Here is a 23,284-nt window from a genome sequence, read left to right as displayed (position 1 = left end):
ACCGACCCGGTTGTCCCTGGCGGTGCGGCGCTGGCAGCGGCTCAGCCGCTGACGTCGCCCCTGGCCGGCGGGCGGCGGTCTTCCGCTGGCGGCGCGGCCGGCGCCAGGCCGGTGTCGGCGATCCGGTCGCGCAGCGGACGGCGGCGCAGCGCGGCGAGCACCGCGTACAGCTCGTCGGCCAGGGGTACGGGCAGTTCGGCGTCGAGCTGCCGCATGGCGGTGCTGGTGGCCGCCCATTCGGCCTCGATGACGGGTCGCAGCGCGTGCGCGCGTGGGGTGAGGGTGACGATGCGTTGGCGGGCGTCCGCGCCGGGGGCGAGGGTGACCAGGCCGGCGCGGTTCATCTGGGCGGCGGTCTGGCTGGCCGCGGAGTGGGTGACGCCGACCCGGGCGGCCAGGTCGCGGATGGGCAGCGGCCCGTCGGTGAGCAGCACCCGCACCAGCGGCGAGTAGCGGGGCCGGTAGTCGGCGAGGTCCAGGTCGGTGTAGACGGCGGCGACGTCGGCGTCGAGCAGTTCCAGGACGTGGCGCAGCAGGGTGCCGAGCGCCTCGCGGTCGGGTGCGGTGCTCACCCTGCTAATGTAACAGCGCTGTTGTATCCGGCGTGGGAGGGGAACCGCGTGTATCCACCGATCGAGCCGTACGACCACGGGCTGCTCGACGTCGGCGACGGGCAGCGGATCCACTGGGAGACCTGCGGCAACCCCGACGGTCGCCCCGCCCTCGTGGTGCACGGCGGCCCCGGCTCCGGCGCCACCGCCTCCTGGCGGCGGCTGTTCGACCCGGCCGCCTACCGGATCATCCTGTTCGACCAGCGCGGCTGCGGGCGCAGCACCCCGCACGCCAGCGACCCGGCGGTGGACCTGTCCGTCAACACCACCGCCCACCTGCTGGCCGACATGGAGCGGCTGCGCGCGCACCTCGGCGTGGACCGGTGGCTGCTCTGCGGCGCCTCGTGGGGCTCCTCGCTGTCCCTGGCCTACGCCCAGCGCCACCCCGAGCGGGTCAGCGCGCTGGTGCTGTTCAGCGTGGTCGCCAACACCCGCCGCGAGATCGACTGGGTGACCCGGGACATGGGTCGGATCTTTCCCCAGGAGTGGGCCCGCTTCCGCGACGGCGTACCCGCCGCCGACCGCGACGGCGACCTGCCCACCGCGTACGCCCGGCTGGTCAACGACCCGGACCCGGCCGTGCGGGAACGAGCCGAGATCACCTGGTGTGACTGGGAGGACGTGCACGTCTCCCTGGCCGGCGGGTTCGAGCCCGACCCCCGCTACGCCGACCCGGTGTTCCGCGCGGCGTTCGTCCGGATCGTCACCCACTACTGGAGCAACCTCGGGTTCATGCCGGACGGGCAGCTGCTGCGCGACGCCGGCCGGCTCGCCGGCATCCCGGGCGTGCTGGTGCAGGGCCGCCTGGACGTCAGCGGCCCGCCGGACATCGCCTGGCAGCTCACCCAGGACTGGCCGGACGCCCGCCTGGAGATCGTCGAGTCCGGCGGGCACGGCAGCCGGCACGGCGTGGGCGAGCGGGTCGTCGCCGCGCTGGACGCCTTCGCCCGCCCCTGACCGGCCCCGGCCGTGTCCCGGCCGCCGCGCCTGACCGACCCTGGCCGCGTGCCGGGTCAGGCGGTCGCGAGCAGGGCGCGGATCGGGGCGGCCTTCGCGGCGGCCTCGGCGACCTCGGCGGCCGGGTCGCTGCCCCAGGTGATGCCGCCGCCGGCCCACAGGTGCAGCCGCTCGGCGTCGGCGGCCGCGGTACGGATGGTCAACCCCAAGTCGACCCGGCCGGGACCGACCCAGCCGAGCGCGCCCATCCCGGCCCCGCGGCCGACCGGCTCGAGGTCGGCGATCTGGGCCAGCGCGGCGAGCTTCGGCGCGCCGGTGACCGACCCGCCGGGGCAGACCGCGCGCAGCAGCGCCGCCAGGCCCAGCCCGTCGGCGGGCGCCGCGGAGACCGTCGACTCGGCCTGCCACAGGTCACACCAGCGGCGTACGGCGAACAGCTCGTCCACCCGCACCGAGCCGGTGCGCGCCACCCGGGCCAGGTCGTTGCGCTCCAGGTCGACGATCATCACGTGTTCGGCGCGTTCCTTGGCGGAGGCGAGCAGTTCCCGGCGGCCCGCCTCGGTGGCCGGCCGGGTGCCCTTGATCGGGCGGGTGACCAGGCGGCCGTCCTCGACGGCGATCAGCGTCTCCGGGGAGGCGCAGCCCAGCGCCCAGCCCAGGCCGGACAGCGCGCCGCCGTAGCGGGCCCCGGGCAGGGCGGCCAGCCGGGCCAGCGCGGGCAGCGGATCGCCGGTGTACGCGGCGGCGGCGTGGCCGACGAGGTTGACCTGGTAGACATCGCCGCGGCCGATGGCGGCGCGCACCGCCGTGACGGCGGCGGCGTGGTCGCCCGGGGTCCAGCTGTCCCGCCAGTCCCCCAGCCACCACCCGGCGGGCCTGGCGGCGGCCGGAGGTGCGGGGCGGTCGGCGTGGCCGTGCACGACGACCACCAGGTCCGGCAGGGCCGGCGCGGGGGTGGGCGCGCCGGTCGGGCCGCCGGCGGCGTACGCCCCGGCGGCGGCGGACAGGTGCAGCGCCGCCCCGCACACCCCGTCCGGGTCGTGGCGGGCCGGGCGGGCCAGGTCGCGCAGGTCGACGCCGTGGGCGGCGAGGAAGTCCTCGACCAGCGTGGTGGGGTCACCACCGTCGCCGACCCGCCATTCCAGGCGGGCCCGTTCGACCAGCCGGTCCCGGCACCCGGCGGGCGCGGCGGGCAGATCGACGGCCATGCGTGGGAGCGCTTCCACACCGTCCGGGCCGTTACGGGTCATCCGTTCAGCCCATTCTGGATGAACAAGACGCAACCTTGCTCGATGGCGCGCGCTTTTGCTTGGTACTGTGCGTCACTGGTCATGTGAACCATGACACAGTGCCCCCACAGTCCGGAGAACCCGATGTGCCAGCACCAACCCACCTGCCCCTCCGCCGAGGCGACCGACCGGGAAGCCGCCCGGGTCATCGCCTGCTTCCGTGAGCAGGGCTGGAGCCTGCTCTGTAACGGGGTGATCGTCTTCGAGGACACCGGTGAGCTGCTCCCCGACGGCAGCAGCATCGCCCCCCACCGCGGCCCCGCCCGACACGCCCTCGTCGCCTGACCTCATCACGCTGCGTAACCGCAGCGTGCCCCGTCGACCCAGGCTAGCCCGCCGCCGCCGGGCCGCCCTCCCCAGGTCGACGCCGGGGCGGCCGCACCCGACCGCCCCGGCCGACCCCGATGATCAGTCCTCGAACGCCTCCGGCGCCGGACACGAACAGACCAGGTTCCGGTCGCCGTAGGCCCCGTCGACGCGCCGCACCGGCGGCCAGTACTTCCCGGCCCGGTCGACGCCGCCCGGGTACGCCCCCACCGACCGCGGGTACGGGTGCGGCCACTCGTCACCGGACACCATCGCCGCGGTGTGCGGGGCGTTGGCCAGGGGGTTGTCCCCGGCCGGCCACCGCCCCGACCCGACGTTGTCGATCTCGGCCCGGATGGCGATCATCGCGTCGCAGAACCGGTCCAGCTCGGCCAGGTCCTCGCTTTCCGTCGGCTCCACCATCAGCGTCCCCGCCACCGGGAACGACATCGTCGGCGCGTGGAAGCCGTAGTCGATCAGCCGCTTGGCCACGTCGTCGACGCTCACCCCGGTCGCCTTCGTCAACGGGCGCAGGTCCAGGATGCACTCGTGCGCCACCAGGCCCTTGTTGCCGGCGTACAGCACCGGGAAGTGGTTACGCAGCCGCGCCGCCACGTAGTTCGCCGCCAGCACCGCCACCCCGGTCGCCCGGGTCAGCCCTTCGGCGCCCATCATCCGCAGGTACGCCCACGGAATCGGCAGGATGCCCGCCGACCCGTAGCGGGCCGCCGAGATGGCCGGCCGGCCCTCGGCGCGCTCCCCGACCGGGTCACCGGGCAGGAACGGCGCCAGGTGCGCGCGCACCGCCACCGGCCCCACGCCCGGGCCGCCGCCGCCGTGCGGAATGCAGAACGTCTTGTGCAGGTTCAGGTGCGACACGTCCGCCCCGAACCGGCCCGGCTTGGCGAACCCGACCAGCGCGTTGAGGTTCGCCCCGTCGACGTAGACCTGACCGCCGGCGTCGTGCACCTTCGCGCACAGCTGCGCGATGCCCGTCTCGTACACGCCGTGCGTCGACGGGTACGTCACCATGATCGCGGCGAGCGCGTCCCGGTGCTTGTCGATCTTCGCGTCGAGGTCGACCAGGTCGACGTTGCCGTCGGCGTCGCAGCCGACCACCACCACCCGCATGCCGGCCATCACCGCGGAGGCGGCGTTGGTGCCGTGCGCCGACGACGGGATCAGGCACACGTCCCGGTGCCCCTGCCCCCGGGAGCGGTGGTAGGCGCGGATGGCCAGCAGCCCGGCCAGCTCGCCCTGCGAGCCCGCGTTGGGCTGCACGCTGACCGCGTCGTAGCCGGTCACCTCCGCCAGCCAGTCCTCCAGCTGGGCGATCAGGTCCCGGTACCCGGCGGTCTGCTCCGCCGGGGCGAACGGGTGCAGGTGGGCGAACTCGGGCCAGGTAATCGCCTCCATCTCGGTGGTGGCGTTCAGCTTCATCGTGCACGACCCGAGCGGGATCATGCCGCGGTCCAGGGCGTAGTCGAAGTCGGCCAGCCGGCGCAGGTAGCGCAGCATCGCCGTCTCCGAGTGGTGGGTGCGGAACACCGGGTGGGTGAGGAAGTCCGAGGTGCGGGCCAGCCCGGCCGGCAGCGCCTCGTCGACCTCGCCGTCGAACCCGTCGACGCCGAAGGCCGCCCACACCGCCGCCAGGTGCGCCGCCGTGGTGGTCTCGTCGCAGGACACGCCCACCCGGTCGGCGTCGACCAGCCGCAGGTTCACGTTGCGCGCGGCGGCCGCGGCGACCACCTCAGCCGCCCGCCCCGGCACGCGCGCCGTGACGGTGTCGAAGAACGCGACGTCCGCGACCTCGACGCCGCCGGCGCGCAGCCCGGCCGCGAGCCGCGCCGCCGCCCCATGGGTACGCCGGGCGATCTCCCGCAGCCCGTCCGGGCCGTGGTAGACGGCGTACATGCCGGCCATCACCGCCAGCAGCACCTGCGCGGTGCAGATGTTGCTGGTCGCCTTCTCCCGCCGGATGTGCTGCTCACGGGTCTGCAACGCCAGCCGGTACGCCGGGTTGCCGGCGGCGTCCTTGGACACGCCCACGAGCCGTCCGGGCAGCATCCGCTCCAGGCCCGAGCGCACCGCCAGGTAGCCGGCGTGCGGCCCGCCGAAGCCCATCGGCACCCCGAAGCGCTGGGTGGTGCCGGCGGCGATGTCGACGCCGATCTCCCCCGGCGGGCGCAGCAGCGTCAACGCCAGCAGGTCCGCCGCGACGGTGACCAGCGCGCCGGCGCCGTGCGCGGCGCCGACCAGGGCGGCGTGGTCCCGGACCGCCCCGGAGGCCCCCGGATACTGCAGGTGCAGGCCGAAGAACTCGCCCGGCAGCTCGTCGTGGTCGACGTCGACCACCCGCACCTCGATGCCGAGCGGCTCGGCCCGGCCGGTGATCACCGCGAGGGTCTGCGGGAGGGTGTCCGCGTCGACCACGTACACCGGGCTCTTGCTCTTCGACGCGCGGCGCGCGAGGGTCATCGCCTCGGCCGCGGCGGTGGCCTCGTCGAGCATGGAGGCGTTCGCGGTGGCCAGCCCGGTCAGGTCGGTGACCATGGTCTGGAAGTTCAGCAGCGCCTCCAGCCGCCCCTGGCTGATCTCCGGCTGGTACGGCGTGTACGCGGTGTACCAGGCGGGGTTCTCCAGCACGTTGCGGCGGATCACCGCCGGCGTGTGGGTGCCGTGGTAGCCCAGCCCGATCATGGAAACGGCCACGGTGTTGCGGGCGGCGAGGGCGCGCAACTCCGCGAGGGCCTCCCGCTCGCCGGCCGGGGCCGGCAGGTCCAGGGTGCCGTGCCAGCGGATCACCTCGGGAATGGCGGCGTCCATCAGCTCGTCGATGGAGCTGTAGCCGACGGTCTCCAGCATCCGGCGCTCGTCGCCCGGGCCGGGACCGATGTGCCGGTCGGCGAACTGCTCTGCGGTCATGCGCTGCGCTCCTTGTGGGGGCGAGGTCGACGGGTCGGCCTCCCCCTGAGTCGCGCTGACGCGCTCCACAGTGCCTGCCCACGCGGTCCTTTTGCCTGAGAGGTTCCGGGGAGAATCTGCCCCTTCGGCGCCGTCCGGGTGGTTTCCGGGCGGTCTCTCCCGCGTGGGTGGTACCGGCATGGTCAACGCTACCAGCGACCATGTTTCCGGCTCATGTCCTACCCCATCGGCGCGCGCCCACACCGGGCCGCGGTCGAACCGGCGGGCCGCCGCGAGCGCTCCCCCGCGCGGCCGAACCGCTCGCTCCCGTGCGTTCCGTCGCGCGGCCGAACCGGTCGCCGCGTGCGTTCCGCCGCGCGGCCGAACCGGTCGTTCCGTGCGCTGCTCGGGGCCGGGCGGCCCCTACACCGTGGCCGGCTGCCCGCCGGTGGGCGCGAGGCCGGCGCGGGGCGGTCCGGGCCGCCCGGTGCGTCCACCCGGTCCTGCCGGGTGGACGCTTCCCTGCCGCGTCGGGCCGGCGACCCGGTCGGCCAGGGCGGTCAGGGTGGCGCCCAGCGGCGCGTCGAGGGCGACCGTGGCGTACCCGTCACCGCGGGTGGGTCCCTGGTTGACGATGGCCACCGGGATGCCGTGCTTGGCCGCGCGGATGACGAACCGGCGGCCCGACATGACCGTCAGGGACGAGCCGAGCACCAGCAGCGCGCGGGCCCGCTCGACGCGGGTGAAACACTCGGCGACCCGGGGCGCGGGCACCGTCTCGCCGAAGAACACCACGTCGGGTTTGAGCATGCCGGTGCCGCAGATGCCGCAGTCCACGGTGCGGAACCCGGCCACCGCCTCGTCGGGCAGGTCGACGTCGCCGTCGGGGTTGACCTGGGCGATGTGTGCGTCGAAGCCCGGGTTGGCCTCGCGCAGCCGCCGGTCCAGCTCGTCGCGGGAGGTCAGGTTGCCGCAGTCCAGGCAGGTCACCTCGTCGAGGCGGCCGTGCAGTTCGACCACCCCGGTGGCGCCGGCGGCGGTGTGCAGGCCGTCGACGTTCTGGGTGATGATCCCGGCGAGCAGGCCGGCGGCCTGCAACCGGGCCACCGCGTGGTGCCCGGCGTTCGGGGCCGCCCGGGCGATCAGCCGCCAGCCCAGGTGGCTGCGCGCCCAGTACCGCCGCCGGGCCTGGGCATCGCGGGTGAACGCCTGGTAGGTCATCGGGGTGTGCCGGCGGGCCGCGCCGCTGGGCCCCCGGTAGTCGGGAATGCCGGACTCGGTGGACAGGCCGGCGCCGCTGAGCACCACGACGTCCCCGGCGGCCACCAGCCGGGTCAGCGCGTCGAACGTCTCGGTCACCGGTCCATGCTGCCTCGCCGGTCGCCTCGGCGACGAGCGGGTCGGCCCGGCCGACCGCCGCCGGTGACCGCGATCACGCCGCCGCGCCCGCCCAGGCCGGGGTCGCCCCCGTGTGGCCCCGCCGCGCCGATCGGCCCGCAACCCTCAGTCCGCCCGACCGGCGACGGCGTGCCGGCGTGGCGATCGGCCCGCAACCCCCGGTCCGGCCGCTGGTCGGCCGCCCGACCGGCGACGGCGTGCCGGCGTGGCGCTCGAGCGGCGGGCGGCCGGCGGCGCGGCTAGGTTGGGGGCATGCGTGTCGTCATCGCCGGAGGCCACGGCAAGATCGCCCAGCTGCTGGAGCGGGAACTCGCCGGGCGCGGCGACACCGCCGTCGGGCTGATCCGCAACCCCGGGCACGCGGCCGCGCTGCGCGCCGCCGGCGCCGAACCGGTCGTCTGCGACCTGGAGCACACCGACGTCGACACCGTCGCCGGGCACCTGGCCGGCGCCGACGCGGTGGTGTTCGCCGCCGGCGCCGGGCCGGGCAGCGGCGCCGCCCGCAAGGACACCGTCGACCGGGGCGCCGCGGTGCTGCTGGCCGACGCCGCGCAACGCGCCGGGGTCCGCCGTTACCTGCTGGTCTCCTCGATGGGCGTGGACGCCCCACCGGCGCAGGGCCGCGACGAGGTGTGGGCGGCGTACCTACGGGCCAAGAAGGCCGCCGAGGTGGACGTCACCAGCCGGGACCTCGACGTGACCGTGCTGCGCCCGGGCCGGCTCACCGACGACGAGCCGGCCGGCCGGGTCACCCTGGCCCCGCGCGTGCCGCCCGGCCCGGTCACCCGCGCCGACGTGGCGCGGGTGCTGCTGGCGCTGCTGCACACCCCACACAGCGCCGGACTCACCCTGGAACTCGTCGGTGGGCAGACCCCGATCGCCGACGCCGTCGCGGCGGCCGGCCGCTGACCGCCACCCGGCCCGGCTCGCCTCGTCCGCACCCCCACCACAGCGCCCGCAGCGACCACCCGCGCGAGGTCGACGCCGACCAGGAACGCGGATCCGTCCCGGCCGGCCCGCGCGGCACTGCCCGCCGGGCCGGCCGGGACGTCAACGCTGGTGCCGGGGCAACGCCGGCTGCGGCTGCCCGCCGGCGACCGGCGTAACCTCCCGGGCGAGCCGCGCCATCGTGGCGGCCAACTGCTCGCTGCCGTCATCGAGGTGCCGCGCCGCCGCCCGCATGTGCGAGATCATCATGTCGCCGAAGATCCGCAGCGCCTCCCGGGTGGCCACCGAGTCGTCGAAGTCCGCGCCCGCGCTGCTGCGGTACTGCGCGACGGCCCGCTCGGCCTCCTGCTTCGCCTCCTCCGCCGCCGCCCGCATGTAGCTCTCGTACTGCATCTGGGCGTACTCGGCGACCCGCCGGGCGTAGTCGTGCGCCTGCGCGATGATCTGCTCGGCCTCCCGCTGCGCCGCCGACAGCAGGTTGACCTCCTTGGCCGCCGGCACCGTCGCCTTCGGGTCCGTGCTCGGCAGCACCCCGTGCCGGTGCAGCTCCAGATGGTCGTTGAGCCGCTCATTCTCCGCCCGCAGATGCGCGATCTGCGTGGCCAGCAGATCCAACTCGTCGGCCACCTGCATCCGGAACCGGTCCACGTCGGCGTGCTCGTAGCCGCGGCGGGTGAACGACGCGCTGTCGAACACCCACCGCCGCACCCGGTCCGCCGTCAGGCGCACCTGCACGCCACCGGAGAACTGGCCGCTCTCGTACCTGCTGATCGGGGTCGCGCTCACCGGACACCTCCGGAATCGTCAAGGGCGGTCGCGGTCCGCCACGCCGGCCCGTACCAGTGCTGGCCGAAGCCCTCGTGATGCACCTGGTCGGCGTGGTAGCCGGCCTGCGTCAACGCCGTCACCGAGTGGCTCACCATCTCGTCGGAGCCACACACGTACACGTGCCGGGAACGCCAGTCCCCGTCGCCGAGCGCCCGGTCCGCCACCTGCACCAGCTCACCCGGGCGCCGCGGATCCGACCCCACCACGTGCGTCACCGTCAACCACGGGTACGACGCGGCCAACTTGTCGATCGCGTCGTTGTCGTAGAACTCCATCCGGGACCGGGCCCCCACGTACAGGTCCACCCGGCGCCCCGGCGCCTCGGCGGCGACCTGCTCCACGAGGGACTTCACCGGCGCCCAGCCGGTGCCACCGGCCAACAACAGCAGATCCGCCGTCCCGGCCGACCACAACGTCAACCGGTCCCCCACCGGCGCCGCCAGGTGGATCTGGTCACCCACCGCGCACCCGTACACCAGCCGCGACGACACCACACCACCGGGCGCGGCCCGCACGTGCAGTTCCAACGTGCCGTCCTGGCGGGGCGCGTTCGCCGGCGAGTAGTACCGCCAGGTCCGCACCGCCGGGTGCGACACCCCGATCGACTGGCCCGGGGTGAACGGCAGCAGGTACTGCGGGCGCACCGTCAGCACCGCCACGTCGAACGTGCGCCGCTCGTGGGCGAGGATCTCCGCCACCCACCACGGCGGCGACTCCGCCTCCGCCGCCTGCGCCGACTCGATCATCACCTGCGACACCAGCCCGTACGCCGCCGCCCAGTCCGCCGCCAGCTCGTCGGTCCACACCTCACCCAGGAAGTGCCGCAACGTGGCCAGCAGCGCCTCACCGACCGCCGGATAGTGCTCCGGACGCACCGCGAACTTGCGGTGGTCCGCGCCGAGGTCCCGCAGGAACCCCACGAGCCGATCCACCTGATCCACATGGGACACGATGTGCCCCAACGCGCTGACCAGGCGGTCCCGCTGCCCGGCCATGTTCGTGGGGAACATCTGCCGGGTCTCCGGATACGCCAGGAACAGAGTCGAATAGAAGTAGAGCGGCACCTGGTCGCCGTGCGCGGCGACCAGCGACCAGCTCCGCTTGAGTCCTGCCGCGTCCACGCTCAGGCGGTCCTCGCCGACACGACCTGCTCGCGCACCTGACCCAGCACCGCCTGCACGTCGGCGAGGATGTCCCCGGGCACCCCCAGCTCCGTCAACGTGACGATCAGGTGCTCGCCGACCCGGGCGTAGTGCGCCGGGGTGATCCCCAACGGCTGGTGCGCCTCGGCCAGGCCACGACCGGTGTACTCGTTCGGCCCACCCAGCACCACGGCCAGCATCAACGCCAGGTGCCGGCGCTGCTCGGGCATGTTCACGTTGGTGAAGTAGCCGGCCAGCTCCGGGTCGGCCAGCACCTTGTCGTAGAAGAGCTCCACCGCCGCCTTCACCGCCGCGGCGCCACCGATGCGCTCGTAGTGGGAGATCGGGGTGGTCTCTTCCGTCACCGTCGTCATGGTCGTTTCCTCTCGGACAGGGGCACGCGGCCGCCGGCCGCGTAAGGGGTGTCGGCCACCGACACGCGACACACCGCGGTCCACCGGACGTGCCCGTGCGAGCGACCGTGACGGACCATAGCGTGCTCGCCCGAACGGGTCAGCCCTGCCCTATCCGATTCCCGACAACTGTCAACTACGGACAGTCAACCTCGCCCGCTGCGCCGGTCGCGACCCGCGTTCATGCCACCACACCGCGTCAACGACCGGCCCGCCGCCGGGACCGCCCGGTCCCTTTCGGACACCCGACGGCGCACCCCGGACCAGCACCCGCACCGGCACCGCCACCTGCGCACCCGCGCCGCACCACCGGCACCACGATTACCGCCCGCCGGCCACCCCGCCCGACACGTCCCGTGACCAAAAAAGTGGACCGCGACCTACCCCTTTCGGCGCGTCGCGATCCACGAAACGGATGACGAACCCGTCAACCGGCCCGACGGCGCGCCCGACGCGCCGCCAACTCGTCACCGACCCGCTCCGCCGGCTCCTCCGCCGGCGCCACCGGCTCCTGCCCACCGACCGGCTCCGCCGGCAGATGCGACAACGACCCCTGGATCTCCTTGAACGCGCCACCGATCGCGATGCCGAACACACCCTGGCCGCCCTGCAACAGGTCGACCACCTCCTCCGGCGACCGGCACTCGTACACCGTCGTCCCGTCCGAGATCAACGTGATGCCCGCCAGATCGTCCACCCCGCGCGAGCGCAACGCCTCGATCGCCTTGCGGATGTTCTGCAACGACACGCCGGCGTCCAACAACCGCTTCACGACCTTCAACACCACCAGGTCGCGGAACGAATACAACCGGGACGTCCCCGAGCCCGACGCGTCGCGCACGCTCGGCACCACCAGCCCCGTCCGGGCCCAGTAGTCCAACTGCCGGTAGCTGATACCGACCGCGGAACACGCCGTCACACCCCGGTAACCCACCTCGCCGTCACCGGCCGGCGGCGGCGTCACACCCGGCTGCTGCTCCGTACCCGAATCAGGATCTCGCGGCTCATGCATCCGGACAACCTCCCCGCCCGTGCGGTGCCGCGCCGTCTCCCCGTACGCGCACCCCTCGACAACCGCAACCCTATAGCGGCCCGCGGGAGTAACCACGCAGGAACGACCGCGACACGCCGCGCCACCCCAGGAAGATCACCCACCGCAGACCGCCGTCACCCACCGTGACCGACGGTCGCCGCGGCGCTCAGCCCGCGAAGTCCTCCGGACGCACCTGATCCAGGAACTCCCGGAACTTCTCCACCTCGTCCTCCTGCTCGTCCGGGATGACGATCCCCGCCTCAGTGAGGACCTGCTCGGCACAACGAATCGGCGCCCCGACCCGCAACGCCAACGCGATCGAATCGCTCGGCCGCGCCGACACCCGCACCCCGTCACCGATCAACAGATCGGCGTAGAAGACGTTCTCCTTCAACTCGGTGATCTCCACCGCCCGCAACGGCGCCTGCAACGCCGCCAACACGTCCCGCAACAGATCATGCGTCAACGGCCGCGCCGGCTTGACCCCCTGCTGCTCGTACGCGATGGCCGTCGCCTCGACCGCACCGATCCAGATCGGCAGATAGCGGTCCCCCTCGACCTCCCGCAGCAGGACGATCGGCTGGTTGCTGGGCAACTCCACCCGAACTCCGACCACGCTCAGCTCGCGCACCGCCCGCCTCCGTGTCGTCGTCGCCTAACGCACCGCGCCCTTCCCTGCACGGTACACGGACCGCGACACGAGAGTCCCATGCGCTACGTGCACCACGCCTCGCCGGAAGGGGTTACCCCCGCAAGCCTACGACACGCTTCCCGAGCCAGATCTTTCCCAACCCCCGCCCACGGCAGAGGCCGGGCGCCCCCACGACACCCGGCCCCACCACACCACTCAACGACCCAACGTCGACCGCAGCCCCACCCGCACCAACGCCGCGTGCAACTGCTGCGACAACGCCACCAACTCCCGCGCCGTCTCCGCCGCCCGGGCCCGCGCCGCCGGATCACTCTGCCGCGCCAACGGCGCCACCAACTGCGCGAACAGACCCACCTCCCGATCCGCCGCCGTCCGGTACCCGCGCAGATGCCGCGGCTGGAACCCGTACGCCGCCAACCCCGCCACCGCCCGCGCGATGATCAACGCGTCCGCGTCATACCACCCCGGCGGATCCGGCACCAACACACCGAGCCGCTCCAACTCCGCCAACGTCGACTCGTCGATGCCGCTACGGGCCACCAGATCCGCCCGCCCCAGCCGCACCTGCCCCGACTCGGCGGACTCGTCCACCTCCCGACCCGGCACCTCACCACCGGGACCCACCGCCACCAACGCCGGCCGCTGCCGACCCGGCGCCGCACCGGACTCGTCCCACTCCGCCAACTGCTCACGGATCACCCGCAACGGCAGATACTGGTCCCGCTGCGCGGTCAACACGAACCGCAACCGCGCCACATCGTCCCAGCCGTACTTCCGATACCCCGCCGGCGTCCGCTGCGGCTCCACCAGGCCCTCGGCCTCCAGAAACCGCAACTTCGAGATCGTGACGTCCGGAAACTCCACCCGCAGCTGCGCCAACACCTCACCGATGCTCATCAGCGCAGCGGCACGCGCCGCCTCGCCAGGCGTCGAAGCCGCCGGCTCGTTCACCCCCGGCCGGCCTCCTCCGGACGCGGACCGGCGATGAACACCACCCGGAACTTGCCGATCTGCACCTCGTCACCATTGCTCAACGTGGCCGCCTCGACCCGCTCCCGGTTCACGTACGTGCCGTTCAGGCTGCCCACGTCCCGCACCGTGAACGTGCCACCGTCCCGGTGGAACTCGGCGTGCCGCCGAGACACCGTCACATCGTCCAGGAAAATGTCACTGTCCGGATGCCGCCCACTCGTCGTCACATCGTGGTCCAACAGGAACCGGGCACCCGCATTCGGACCCCGGCGAACCACCAGCAGCGCCATCCCCGGCGGCAACGAACCGGACATCCGGCTCGGCACCACATCGGTGTCCGGACCCTCCAGCACTTCGTCAAGCGAACCGAGATTGAGCGTCGAAGTGACGTCGAGCGGGGGGAACTCGTCGTCTGGGCGCGTCATGGGGACCACCTCACGGATCTGTTTCGGTCGGCGTCGGGTAATGGCGGGTCTGGCCGCCGGGCAGTCACACACCCGGCGGCTGGCTCCCCGTGCCCGGGAAGGCGCATTCCACAACGCTCAACTATTGGCTTCTCGGTCGACTGGGCGAGCCTAGCCAGCGCCGAAATGCAGGGCAACCGGACGCGCGGAGACAAGCCCCACCGCCCGGAACGACAACTCAGCTCTCAGTGAGCTCGCGGTACGCGCCGGCGGACAACAGACCCTCGACCGCCGTCGGATCATCCGGGGTGATCTCCACCAGCCAACCCGCACCGTACGGATCCGTGTTGATCACCTCAGGCGTGTCAGCCAACGCCTCGTTGCGCGCCGCCACCGTCCCACTCACCGGCGCATACAGCTCCGACACGCTCTTGGTCGACTCGATCTCACCCAGCGGCTCACCCGCCGCCACCACCGCACCCTCGTCCGGCAACTGCACGAACACGATGTCACCCAGGGCGTCCTGCGCGAAGTGCGTGATACCGACCCGGACGGCGCCGCCGTCACCACCCGCCACCCACTCATGCTCGGCGGTGTACCGCAGATCCTCAGGAATCACCAGCTGCGTCCTTCATCCATCGGCGCACCGGGCAAACAACCGGCGCGAGCCGCGACCGGTCAGGAAACCGGCCGGGCGTGTTCCAGCTTCAGCGGCGCGTGCAGCTGCGAAACCTCCACAACCTCACGATCCACAGCAGTCACGTTACCGCCGGCGTCCTGCACCGTCGCGACCACCCCGCCGGGAATGTTCAACGCCGTACGCATCGTCGCCGGATCACCGATCACCGAGATCGTGACCGGACCCCGCAACCGCCGCCCATCCACCACCAGCACCCCATCGGCATCCACGAAATACGTCGACGCGATCACCCGCACCGCGGTGCCGTCCACGCCCGCGATCTGCATCGCCTCCGCGCCCGCGCCCCGCAACTCCTGCACCGCGTCCAGGATCCGCGCCGACGACACCGCCTTCTCCGGACCCTCGAACCGCACCAGCAGACCCGGCCCCACCGCCGGCAACGTACCGGCCAGAATGCCCAGCTCGTCCGCCCGCCGGGTGGCCTCCTCCAACGCCGCCTGCCGACCCTGCTCACCCGAACGCAACTGACGCTGGCTCTCCTCCAACGCCTCGATGTCCTGCCGCAGCCGCCGCTCCCGCGAATCCAGATCCGACGAGATCCGCACCAGGTCCTCCTCCCGGGTAGCCGCGAGCGTCGGATCCGTCGACGTCGTCTTCAACTGCACCACCAGCGTGAACCCCAGCAACGCCAACAGCACCGCGATCATCGCCCCGGCCGACGTCAGCCGCCGCGACACCGACGCCCGCGCCGGCTCCACCGGCTCCTCCGCGACCGCACCCGGCTCCTCCGCCGGCGCCGGCACGTCCTCCCGCTCCGCCGGCTCCACCGGCGCCAACGGGCTCAACTCGTCCGGATCGGGCGCGTCCGGGCGCGGATCCGGCTCACCCGCCGGACCCGACGGCCGCGCCGGCTCCGCCGGCTCCGGCCACCCCGTCCCCGTCTCCCTGTGCTCCTCGCTCATCGCCACCAACCTACGCCCGGAACAGGTGCCGACGGATCGCCGCGACGTTTCCGAAGATGCGCACCCCGAGCACGACCACCACACCGGTGGACAACTGCCCACCCACGCCCAACTGGTCACCCAGATACACGATCAGACCCGCCACCAGCACGTTCGAGATGAACGACACCACGAACTGCTTGTCGTCGAAGATCCGGTCCAGCTTCGCCCGCACCCCGCCGAACACCGCGTCCAACGCCGCCACCACGGCGATCGGCAGATACGGCTGCAACGCCGCCGGCACCGTGGGGTCCAGATACACCCCGAGCACCACACCGGCGAGCAACGCCAGCACCGCGATCATCGGCCACCTCCGGAAGGGCTGGAAGAGGTCCCCGAGCCGGACGGCCCGGGACTGGTCGAACCGGCGGCACCCGAACCCGACGGCGACGGGCTCGGACTCACCGAGGGCACGGCGTAGCGTAGCCGCGGCTGCGGGGCGGCCGGCAACGTGAGGTCCTCCGCGTCCTTCACCCCGAACGACAACCCCGTCTTGCGCGCCACGTCCCGCATCAGGTCCGCCGCCCGGCTGTCGTCGAACCGGTCCCGCATCGACCCCGGACCGATCGCCACCACCTCGTACGGACTCGTCACCGGCCGGTAGTCCACCAGGATCGCCTCACCCGCCGACCGGATCGTCGTCGTCGCCGTCAACCGCTGCCCGTTGATCGCGATCGCCTCGGCACCCGCCGCCCACAACGCGTTCGCCACCTTCTGCAGGTCGGAATACAACACCCGGGGCGGGCCCACGTTCGTACCCGTCACCCCGTCGTCGTCGCCCGCCGCGTCGGCCAACCGCACGACCACTCCGTCACCGCGCACCCGCCCCAGCCCGGTGCCCGCCTCCAGGTTCCGCAACCGGGACGCCTGCGAACCGCCCAGCGCCGCGTCCCGCTGCCGGCCGACCTCCTCACGCAACTGGTCCGCGCGCGCGGTCAGCCGGTCGGTCTCGACCTCCCGCTGCTTGATCTCCGCGACCAACCCGGCCCGCGCCTTCGCCCGGCCCGGCTCCTCGGCCACCGTCTCCCGGTACGCCACCGCGAACAGGAAACCGATCACCAGCACCACCACCAGGCTCACCGGGCGGCCCCACACCCGGCGCAGCCGCCCCGGCGGGACGTCCCGTCGTCGGGCCGCCGCGTCGGCGTACCCGGGGTCGAGCGGATTGCGGAACAGCTCGGTCAGGAAGTCCGGCGCGTACACCCGCCCCGACGGGTCCCCGCCGTCCCGGCCCGGTGCGCTCACGCCACCGCTCCGGCCCGCCGCGCCCGCACCAGCCGGCCGGCCTGCACCACGTACATCGCCCCGGCCACCCAGTAGAGCACCAGGCCCCACCAGGCCAGACCCCAGCCGATCGCGCCGGCCACCGGGGCCGTACCCGGCGCGGCGTCGGCCAGCAGCAGGACCGGGAACGCGGCCAGCAGCAGGAACGTGGCCGTCTTGCCCATGTAGTGCACCGGCGGCGGCCCGTACCCGTAGCGGCGCAGCACCCCCAACGAGACGAGCAACAACAGCTCGCGGGCCAGCAGCGCCGCCGTGAACTGCCACGGCACCACCTCCCGCGCGGTGAACGCCAGCAGGGTGGCCAGGATGTAGAGCCGGTCGGCGAGCGGGTCGAGCAGCTCACCGAGGCGGCTCACCTGCTGCAGGCGGCGGGCGATCCAGCCGTCCACCCAGTCGCTGGTGCCACCGATGGCCAGCACCAGGACCGCGACCACGTCGGCGCGGGCGACCAGGAACAGGTAGAGGAAGAGCGGCACGCCGGCGAGCCGGACGAAACTGATCAGGTTGGGCACGGTGAGGACGCGGTCCCCCACGACCGCCGTCGTACCGCCCGGGTGCTCGGACGGAGCCGGCTGACGCGACACCGAACCCTCCCTTCGCAGCACGGTCCGGCGGCCGACCGTGATCGGCCGCTCCAGGCTCGTGCGCGTTGCCGGCCGGTCAGCGCCGGCGCCCTCTGCGATCCCGGGCTGGGACCTCCCCGATGCGGCCCACCACCGTGGGCCGGCCAGTTGCGCTGCCACTATATCGGGCGCTTCGGTGTGCCCCGGTCCCCCGCCGAGGCGGTCGTGGCGGTGCCGGGTGTGATGGGCCGCACCTTGCGTAAGGCTTCCTAGGATGCTAGTTGGGCACGGTGGGCGGTGCGCACCCCGTGGGCGGGTCGCGCTTCGGATCAGGCCGAGCGGACGGTGGCGGTCGTGGCCTCGGCCGCCGCGGTGGCCGAGGCCGCCTGGCTGAACGCCGACAGGGCGAGCAGCAGCTCGTGCTGCACCCGGTGCGGCATCCGGTCCAGCACCGCCTGCACCGCCTGGTGCCGCCGCTCCTGCAGCTCCCGCAGCAGCGTCTCGGCCGCGGCGGTGGGCACCAGCCGGACCTCCCGCCGGTCCCGTGGGTCGGCCACCCGGCGCAGCAGCCCGACGGCCTCCAGCCGGTCGCAGAGTCGGCTGGCCGAGGAGGGTACGACATCCAGCAGCTCCGCCAGCCGGTTCACGTTGCTGTGCGGGTGCGCCATCACCAGGGAGAGCACCCGCAGCTGGGTCGGGGAGACGACGTTGTGCCGGGAGGTCGCGGAATCGAGGACACCGATCAGCGCCTCGGCGGCCGCGTCGATGGCCGCGGCAAGATTCGGCGCTCGCTCCACCCGTCGTCCCCTGCGATCGTCCCGCTCGTGTTCGTCCCGTCGGTGCGGTCACCGCCCGCCCACGTCTCCCGGTGGGCTGGACCCGCGCCAGTCCAGGCAGACGACGACCGCGTCGTCGCGGAGGTCCGCGTCGGCGTGGTAGGCGTGCAGCTCGCGCATCACCGTACCAACTGCTTCGGTCGCCGGCTGCAACCGAGTGGACCGCATCGCCCGCGCCATGGCCCGCTTCCCGTACGCCTCCCGGCCGTCCGGCTGGGCGGCGTAGACGCCGTCGCTGACCACGAAGAGCCGGTCCCCCGGCTCCACCGGGAATTCCTGCACGTCGTAGCGGGTCTCGGCGAACATGCCCAGCGGCAACTGCTGCTCCAGGGCGATCGGGGTGACCGTGCCGCCGCGCAGCCGCAGCACGTGCGGCGAGCCCGCGTCCACGGCCCGCACCACACCCCGCTCGCGGTCCAGCTCAAGCAGCAGCGTGGCCACGTGCCGGCCGCCCCGGTGCTGGTAGAAGATGGTGTCCGAGGCCAGCTCGGCCTGCTCGACCAGGCCACCGCCCGAGCGCCGCGCGTTGCGCATGGCGTTCACCGCCACCGCGGTCAGCAGCGCGGCGGCCAGCCCGCTGCCGGCGCCGTTGAGGACGGTGACGGTGAGCCGGTCACCGTCCACCGACCAGTCGAAGTGGTCGCCGCCCACGGTGTACGCCGGCTCCAGCTGCCCGGCCAGCAGGACGTCGCCGTGCCGGACGCTGCGCCCCGGCAGCAGGTCCCACTGCATCTCCGCGGCCATGCTGAGCCGCTCCCGCCGGCGCGCCCGCCGGTACCGGTCGGTCTCCCGGTCCGCGGCACGCAGCGCCACCGCCAGCTCGCCCGCGACGTCCCGGACCGCCTGCACGGTCGCGGCGGCCGGCACCGACGGCAGCTCCACCAGGAGCACGCCGAGCCGCTCACCCCAGACGGACAGCGGCAGGTGGACCCGGCAGCGACCGTCCTCACCGGTCTCCAGCACCGGCTCCTGACTGCTGAAGCAACGGCGGACCGCCCCGGGGCCGGGCGAACGACCGGGGACGAGCAGCGGGCACAACCCGGCGAACCGGTAGTCGGCAAGGAAGACCTCGGTCCGCGCGGCGCCGAACACCTGGCGCAGCGCCCGGTCGGCCGCCTCCGCCAACTGGTCGGGCGGCGCCTCGCGCAGCACGCGCGACACCTGTCCGGCCATGTCCGGCATACTGATCCTCCAGGGACGATTATTGCTATGGAGCAAGCATCATACGGAGGCCCACCGGGCCGACGACGCACCGGCTCCGCCGACCCGTGACTCCTCCGGTCCCGATCGGAGCGACGCCGCAGCGTCCAGCGGTCAACGCCCAAGGCCCGGACCAGCGCCGCAGCCCCGGCCGGCCAGGCGCCGCCCGGCCCGGGACCAGCGCCGCAGCCCCGCCCCGGACCAGCGCCGCAGCCCCGTCCGGACGGGCGCCGTCCGGCCCGGGAGCGCCGCCGCCCGGCCCGACGGGCGCGGACCGGAGCAACGCGCGGCGGCACAGAGCCGGCGAGCCACCTGGACGGCGGCGGCCGCAGCGGGGACGGCGAAGGGCGGGCGGTCAGCCGGCCGGCTTGGCGGCCACCGCGCCGTAGAACGCGTCGGGCACCGCCTCGGGCACGCCGTCCGGCCGCCACCGGGCCACCGGCACGATGCCGTCGGCCGTGGGTCGCCACCGCCCGAGCAGCGGCGCGAACGCCGCCGGCGGCCGCATCCGGAACGCCGGCCCCATCATGGCCAGCGCCTCCGGATGCCCGGCCAACTCCTCGCTGTCGAAGTCGACGGCCAGGAAGCTGCCCGGCGCGACCGCCTCGTACAGCTCGTCCAGGGTGCGGGCCAGGGTGGCGTCGTCGAGGAACGCGGCCAGGCCGAGAAAGACCACCCCGACCGGTCGCCTGCCCCACCCCGGCACGAAGCGGTGCAGCTGAGCCGGGTCGATGGTGCCGACGTCGGTGGCGTCGCCGAAGCCGTAGCCGGCCCGGTCGTTCCCGGCGAGCAGGCGCTGGCCGAGCCGGATGGTGACCGGGTCGACGTCGGTGTAGAGCACCGTGGCGTCCGGGGCCACCTCGTGCACGTTGCCCCGCGTCGGCAGGCCCGCCCCGAAGACCAGGAAACCGTCCACCCCGGCCGCGGCGATCGACCCGACCGCCCGGCCCAGGAAGGCCCGTAGCGAGCGGAAGATCGCGGCGCACGGCCCGTACGCGCCCTCGAACGCGCGGGCCGCCGCGACGTCGACCGGGAAGTGGTGCTCGCCGCCGAGCCAGTAATCGATCATGCGAGCGGTGCTCGGCTGGTCGGGCTCGGCCATCGACGAGGCTCCCTTCCTCCGGCGATGGCGCCAGCGTACCGAGGCAGCGGCTGCGGCGGTATCGGCCCGACGCCACCGGCGGCCCGCGATACTGGCCGCGAGCGGGTGAGGGGGTACGGGGGTGAACGCGGCGAACGGCGCGGCCGTCGTGGTCGGCGTGGACGGCTCCGAGCCGGCCCTGCGGGCCGTGCGCCTCGCGGCCGTGGAGGCGCGGCGGCGGCACCGGCCGCTGCGGGTGGTCCATGGGTTCATCTGGCCGCTGCTGCGCGTACCCGTGGCGCCGGCCGCGGGCGGACCACCCGGCGGCGGCCTGCGGCACCAGGCGCAGGAGCTGGTCGCCGCGGCGGTGGCGGAGGCCGAGCGGGTGGCGCCCGGGCTGCGCGTCTCCGGGGAGATCATCGACGGGCAGGCGGCGGCGGTGCTGGTCGGCGAGTCCTCCACCGCCGCCATGATCGTGCTCGGCGATCGCGGCCTCGGCGGGTTCGCCGCCCTGGTGCTCGGCTCCGTCGCCGTCCAGGTCGCCGCGTACGCCGGCTGCCCGGTGGTGGTGGCGCGGGGCACACCCCGCCCGAGCGGTCCGGTGGTGGTCGGGGTGGACGGTTCGACGCTGTCCCGGGCCGCGGTGGAGTTCGCCGCCGAGGAGGCCGCGGTGCGGGGCGCCCGGCTGCACGCCGTGCACGCCTACACCCACCCCCGCTCCAGCGGTCCCGGGGACATGCAGCCGCTGGTGTACGAGGAGGGGCAGTTGCGCGGCGAGGAGGACCGGATCCTCACCGCCCCGCTGGCCGGCATCGCAGAACGTCACCCGGGGGTGCCGGTGACCCGCGAGGTGGTCCACGGGCGGCCGGTCGCCGTGCTCACCGAGGCCTCCCGCACGGCCCAGCTGGTCGTGGTCGGCGCGCAGGGCCGGGGTGAGCTGATCGGCCTGCTCCTCGGGTCGGTCAGCCAGGGCGTGCTGCACCACGCCGACTGCCCCGTGGTGGTGGTCCGCTCCCCCGACTGAACGGTTGGCGCCGCGCCGGACGGGTAGACGGTCGGGACGCACAGCGACCGGAGGAGGCAGGGATGCCAGGACCACGGCCGGGCAGTAACGCCTACGACAAGGAACGGGCGCGGCTACGCGATCTGATCGAGCAGTCCGGCCGCGCGGCCGACCAGGAGGCCAACCAGGTCGCGAACCGGATCCTGCAGGACGACCGCGGCCAGCGGGGCATCGTGCGGGGCGAACGCACGTACGGCCCCAAGGGCGAGCGCGAACCGGGCGATCCGAAGTGAGGTCGGCCCCGGTGGTCGACGGCGCCATCGCCGGCGCCGTCGGCAGCGCCGCCCTGGACATCGTCAGCTACCTCGACATGGTGCTGCGGGCCCGACCGGCGAGCCAGGTGCCGGACGAGACCGCCGGCCGGCTGGCCGAGACGGCCCACGTCAACCTCGGTGCCGAGCCGCAGGCGGCCAACCGCCGCTCCGGGCTCGGTGCCCTGCTCGGCTACGCCACCGGAATCGCCGCCGGTGCCGCCTTCGGCCTGCTGGCCGCCCGGCGGCGCATCCCGCTGCCGGTGGCGGCGGGGCTGCTCGGCGGCGGGGTGATGGCCACCACCGACGGCTCGATCGCCGCGCTGGGCATCAGCGACCCGCGGACCTGGCGGCGCAGCGACTGGCTGTCGGACCTCGTGCCGCACCTGGCGTACGGCATGGCGACCGCGGCCACCCTGCGGAGGCTGCGGTCGCCGTCGCGGCGGGGCGGTTAGCCCCGCCGCGTGCTCTCGTCGTCGGCCACCGGCTCACCGGCGGGCCCGTACGGCGAGACCTGGCCCTTGGGCACCGGCCGGCCGGTGTCGGCGTTCGAGGTGCCGCCCTTGCCGTGCGGCCCCCTGCTTCCGGACTGCGGAATGAGTTCCCGGCTGTCCTGGCTGGTCGCGCCCTTGTCGTTGCGGCGCAGTTCCTCCTGCTGCGGCTTGACCACAGGTCTCTCCTTCCGGTGGCGCGCACGGCGTGGGCCGCGCACCCGGTCTGCGTACCCGCCGCCGCCCGGCGCATTCGGGCCCGGCCCGGGGGCGTCTGGTCCGGACCGGGGCGGGTACCCCCAGCGGATGCCAGACGATCGGAACGTGGCGCGGGTGCTGCTGGACCGGCAGGGCCGCACGTACGCCGAGGAGGCCGGGATCTCGCTGGCCGACCGGCCCGCCCCGCTGTACCAGCTGCTGGTGCTGACCACCCTGCTGAGCACCCGGATCCGGGCCTCGGTGGCGCTGGCCGCGGCGCGCGAGCTCTTCGCCGCCGGCTACCGCACCCCGCAGGCCATGGAGGCGGCGGCCTGGCAGGACCGGGTGGACGCGCTGGGTCGCGGCCACTACCGGCGCTACGACGAGCGGACCGCCACCATGCTCGGCACCGGCGCCCGGCTCTGCCTGGACCGCTGGCACGGCGACCTGCGCCGGATGCACAAGGAGTCCGACGGCGACCGGGCGGTGCTGCGCCGGCTGCTCACCGAGTTCCCCGGCATCGGCCCCACCGGCGCGGACATCTTCCTGCGCGAGGTCCAGTCCGTCTGGCCCGACGTGCGTCCGTACGCGGACCGGCGGGCCCTGGCCGGGGCGCGGCGGCTGGGCCTGCCGGCCAACCCGGGAAGCCTGGCCGGGCTGGTCCGCGAGGCGGACTTCGGTCGCCTGGCGTCGGCGCTGGTACGGGTGGCGCTGGGCGAGGAGTCGGCCGGGGAGGTCAGCCGCAGCGCCGCCGCGGCCCGGTAGCCCGCCGGCACCCGCGGCCCGCCACGTCGGCGCCGTCCGGGGACCGGCCGAAGC

At 74.1% G+C, this 23,284-nt stretch carries 27 protein-coding genes and 1 riboswitch; of the genes, 7 read left to right on the top strand and 20 right to left on the bottom strand.

What is annotated here, in order from left to right:
- Positions 1-41: 41 nt before the first annotated feature.
- Positions 42-572: a MarR family winged helix-turn-helix transcriptional regulator gene (locus tag LQ51_RS26275; protein WP_156313233.1), complete on the bottom strand. Its 531-nt coding sequence runs from the start codon at positions 570-572 to the stop codon at positions 42-44.
- A 48-nt stretch (positions 573-620) separates the two neighbouring features.
- Between LQ51_RS26275 and pip the strand changes: the two genes are divergently transcribed.
- Positions 621-1,568, top strand: a complete 948-nt coding sequence (gene pip / locus LQ51_RS26270; RefSeq protein WP_046570251.1) for a prolyl aminopeptidase — start codon at positions 621-623, stop codon at positions 1,566-1,568.
- A 56-nt stretch (positions 1,569-1,624) separates the two neighbouring features.
- Here pip and LQ51_RS26265 read toward each other — a convergent pair whose 3' ends face one another.
- A complete protein-coding gene (locus tag LQ51_RS26265) occupies positions 1,625-2,818 on the bottom strand; it encodes a chorismate-binding protein (protein WP_046570249.1) in 1,194 nt (397 codons plus the stop codon).
- A gap of 123 nt (positions 2,819-2,941) precedes the next feature.
- Between LQ51_RS26265 and LQ51_RS26260 the strand changes: the two genes are divergently transcribed.
- Positions 2,942-3,142, top strand: a complete 201-nt coding sequence (locus tag LQ51_RS26260) for a DUF5999 family protein (RefSeq protein WP_046570247.1) — start codon at positions 2,942-2,944, stop codon at positions 3,140-3,142.
- Positions 3,143-3,265: 123 nt separating this feature from the next.
- On the opposite strand, the gene gcvP is transcribed toward LQ51_RS26260, so the two are convergent.
- Positions 3,266-6,088 carry an aminomethyl-transferring glycine dehydrogenase gene (gene gcvP / locus LQ51_RS26255; RefSeq protein ID WP_046570245.1) on the bottom strand — a complete coding sequence of 941 codons (2,823 nt, stop codon included), beginning with the start codon at positions 6,086-6,088 and terminating at the stop codon, positions 3,266-3,268.
- A gap of 73 nt (positions 6,089-6,161) precedes the next feature.
- A riboswitch (glycine riboswitch) is annotated at positions 6,162-6,260 on the bottom strand.
- A 230-nt stretch (positions 6,261-6,490) separates the two neighbouring features.
- Complete coding sequence (locus tag LQ51_RS26250) at positions 6,491-7,426, bottom strand: NAD-dependent protein deacetylase (protein WP_082159655.1); 936 nt, start codon at positions 7,424-7,426, stop codon at positions 6,491-6,493.
- A 291-nt stretch (positions 7,427-7,717) separates the two neighbouring features.
- Between LQ51_RS26250 and LQ51_RS26245 the strand changes: the two genes are divergently transcribed.
- Positions 7,718-8,374: an SDR family oxidoreductase gene (locus LQ51_RS26245; RefSeq protein ID WP_046570243.1), complete on the top strand. Its 657-nt coding sequence runs from the start codon at positions 7,718-7,720 to the stop codon at positions 8,372-8,374.
- Positions 8,375-8,515: 141 nt separating this feature from the next.
- Here LQ51_RS26245 and LQ51_RS26240 read toward each other — a convergent pair whose 3' ends face one another.
- From LQ51_RS26240 to LQ51_RS26170, 15 genes are all read right to left on the bottom strand, one after another.
- Positions 8,516-9,199 (bottom strand): DivIVA domain-containing protein, encoded by a 684-nt coding sequence (locus tag LQ51_RS26240; RefSeq protein ID WP_046570241.1) that lies wholly within the window; start codon positions 9,197-9,199, stop codon positions 8,516-8,518.
- The gene (locus tag LQ51_RS26235; protein WP_046570239.1) at positions 9,196-10,362 is read right to left on the bottom strand and encodes a globin domain-containing protein; all 1,167 of its coding nucleotides are present in this window, start codon (positions 10,360-10,362) and stop codon (positions 9,196-9,198) included. The genes LQ51_RS26240 and LQ51_RS26235 overlap by 4 nt, the downstream gene beginning before the upstream one ends.
- A 2-nt stretch (positions 10,363-10,364) precedes the next feature.
- Positions 10,365-10,757 (bottom strand): group I truncated hemoglobin, encoded by a 393-nt coding sequence (locus LQ51_RS26230; protein ID WP_046570238.1) that lies wholly within the window; start codon positions 10,755-10,757, stop codon positions 10,365-10,367.
- Positions 10,758-11,223: 466 nt separating this feature from the next.
- Positions 11,224-11,808 carry a MerR family transcriptional regulator gene (locus tag LQ51_RS26225; protein ID WP_046570338.1) on the bottom strand — a complete coding sequence of 195 codons (585 nt, stop codon included), beginning with the start codon at positions 11,806-11,808 and terminating at the stop codon, positions 11,224-11,226.
- Between the two features lie 187 nt (positions 11,809-11,995).
- Complete coding sequence (locus LQ51_RS26220) at positions 11,996-12,460, bottom strand: bifunctional nuclease family protein (RefSeq protein WP_046570236.1); 465 nt, start codon at positions 12,458-12,460, stop codon at positions 11,996-11,998.
- A 216-nt stretch (positions 12,461-12,676) separates the two neighbouring features.
- Positions 12,677-13,378, bottom strand: coding sequence for a transcriptional regulator FtsR (locus LQ51_RS26215; RefSeq protein WP_197087921.1), 702 nt, complete (start codon positions 13,376-13,378; stop codon positions 12,677-12,679).
- Positions 13,379-13,428: 50 nt separating this feature from the next.
- Positions 13,429-13,878 (bottom strand): oxoglutarate dehydrogenase inhibitor Odhl, encoded by a 450-nt coding sequence (locus LQ51_RS26210; protein WP_046570336.1) that lies wholly within the window; start codon positions 13,876-13,878, stop codon positions 13,429-13,431.
- Between the two features lie 217 nt (positions 13,879-14,095).
- Complete coding sequence (gene gcvH, locus LQ51_RS26205; protein ID WP_046570234.1) at positions 14,096-14,476, bottom strand: glycine cleavage system protein GcvH; 381 nt, start codon at positions 14,474-14,476, stop codon at positions 14,096-14,098.
- Between the two features lie 59 nt (positions 14,477-14,535).
- Positions 14,536-15,459, bottom strand: coding sequence for a DUF881 domain-containing protein (locus tag LQ51_RS26200; protein ID WP_046570333.1), 924 nt, complete (start codon positions 15,457-15,459; stop codon positions 14,536-14,538).
- 10 nt (positions 15,460-15,469) lie between these two features.
- Positions 15,470-15,802 carry a small basic family protein gene (locus tag LQ51_RS26195; RefSeq protein ID WP_007071104.1) on the bottom strand — a complete coding sequence of 111 codons (333 nt, stop codon included), beginning with the start codon at positions 15,800-15,802 and terminating at the stop codon, positions 15,470-15,472.
- On the bottom strand, positions 15,799-16,743 hold the full coding sequence (locus LQ51_RS26190) for a DUF881 domain-containing protein (protein WP_046570232.1): 945 nt from the start codon (positions 16,741-16,743) through the stop codon (positions 15,799-15,801). Before LQ51_RS26190 ends, LQ51_RS26195 begins: the two co-directional genes overlap by 4 nt.
- Positions 16,740-17,315 (bottom strand): CDP-alcohol phosphatidyltransferase family protein, encoded by a 576-nt coding sequence (locus LQ51_RS26185; protein ID WP_369799895.1) that lies wholly within the window; start codon positions 17,313-17,315, stop codon positions 16,740-16,742. Before LQ51_RS26185 ends, LQ51_RS26190 begins: the two co-directional genes overlap by 4 nt.
- Positions 17,316-17,674: 359 nt before the next feature.
- Positions 17,675-18,142 carry a MarR family winged helix-turn-helix transcriptional regulator gene (locus LQ51_RS26180; protein WP_046570230.1) on the bottom strand — a complete coding sequence of 156 codons (468 nt, stop codon included), beginning with the start codon at positions 18,140-18,142 and terminating at the stop codon, positions 17,675-17,677.
- A 48-nt stretch (positions 18,143-18,190) separates the two neighbouring features.
- On the bottom strand, positions 18,191-19,363 hold the full coding sequence (locus LQ51_RS26175; RefSeq protein WP_046570228.1) for a PP2C family protein-serine/threonine phosphatase: 1,173 nt from the start codon (positions 19,361-19,363) through the stop codon (positions 18,191-18,193).
- A gap of 373 nt (positions 19,364-19,736) precedes the next feature.
- Positions 19,737-20,483, bottom strand: a complete 747-nt coding sequence (locus tag LQ51_RS26170; protein ID WP_046570227.1) for an SAM-dependent methyltransferase — start codon at positions 20,481-20,483, stop codon at positions 19,737-19,739.
- A 121-nt stretch (positions 20,484-20,604) separates the two neighbouring features.
- On the opposite strand from LQ51_RS26170, the gene LQ51_RS26165 reads away from it, so the two are divergent.
- The 3 genes from LQ51_RS26165 to LQ51_RS26155 all read left to right on the top strand — a co-directional run bounded on the left by LQ51_RS26165 (position 20,605) and on the right by LQ51_RS26155 (position 22,231).
- On the top strand, positions 20,605-21,486 hold the full coding sequence (locus LQ51_RS26165; protein ID WP_046570225.1) for a universal stress protein: 882 nt from the start codon (positions 20,605-20,607) through the stop codon (positions 21,484-21,486).
- A gap of 62 nt (positions 21,487-21,548) precedes the next feature.
- Positions 21,549-21,758 carry a hypothetical protein gene (locus tag LQ51_RS26160; protein WP_046570220.1) on the top strand — a complete coding sequence of 70 codons (210 nt, stop codon included), beginning with the start codon at positions 21,549-21,551 and terminating at the stop codon, positions 21,756-21,758.
- Positions 21,755-22,231, top strand: a complete 477-nt coding sequence (locus LQ51_RS26155; RefSeq protein WP_046570218.1) for a hypothetical protein — start codon at positions 21,755-21,757, stop codon at positions 22,229-22,231. The genes LQ51_RS26160 and LQ51_RS26155 overlap by 4 nt, the downstream gene beginning before the upstream one ends.
- On the opposite strand, the gene LQ51_RS26150 is transcribed toward LQ51_RS26155, so the two are convergent.
- A complete protein-coding gene (locus LQ51_RS26150) occupies positions 22,228-22,446 on the bottom strand; it encodes a hypothetical protein (protein ID WP_046570216.1) in 219 nt (72 codons plus the stop codon). The two genes, LQ51_RS26155 and LQ51_RS26150, sit on opposite strands and share 4 nt — an antisense overlap.
- A 127-nt stretch (positions 22,447-22,573) precedes the next feature.
- Between LQ51_RS26150 and LQ51_RS26145 the strand changes: the two genes are divergently transcribed.
- Positions 22,574-23,230 carry a hypothetical protein gene (locus tag LQ51_RS26145; protein WP_046570213.1) on the top strand — a complete coding sequence of 219 codons (657 nt, stop codon included), beginning with the start codon at positions 22,574-22,576 and terminating at the stop codon, positions 23,228-23,230.
- Positions 23,231-23,284: the final 54 nt, after the last annotated feature.

It is taken from the genome of Micromonospora sp. HK10 (genome assembly GCF_000982955.1).
Classification (GTDB): Bacteria; Actinomycetota; Actinomycetes; order Mycobacteriales; family Micromonosporaceae; genus Micromonospora.
The sequence above is the reverse complement of the archived record's forward strand: the minus strand, read 5'-3'. Positions and strand labels throughout refer to the sequence as shown.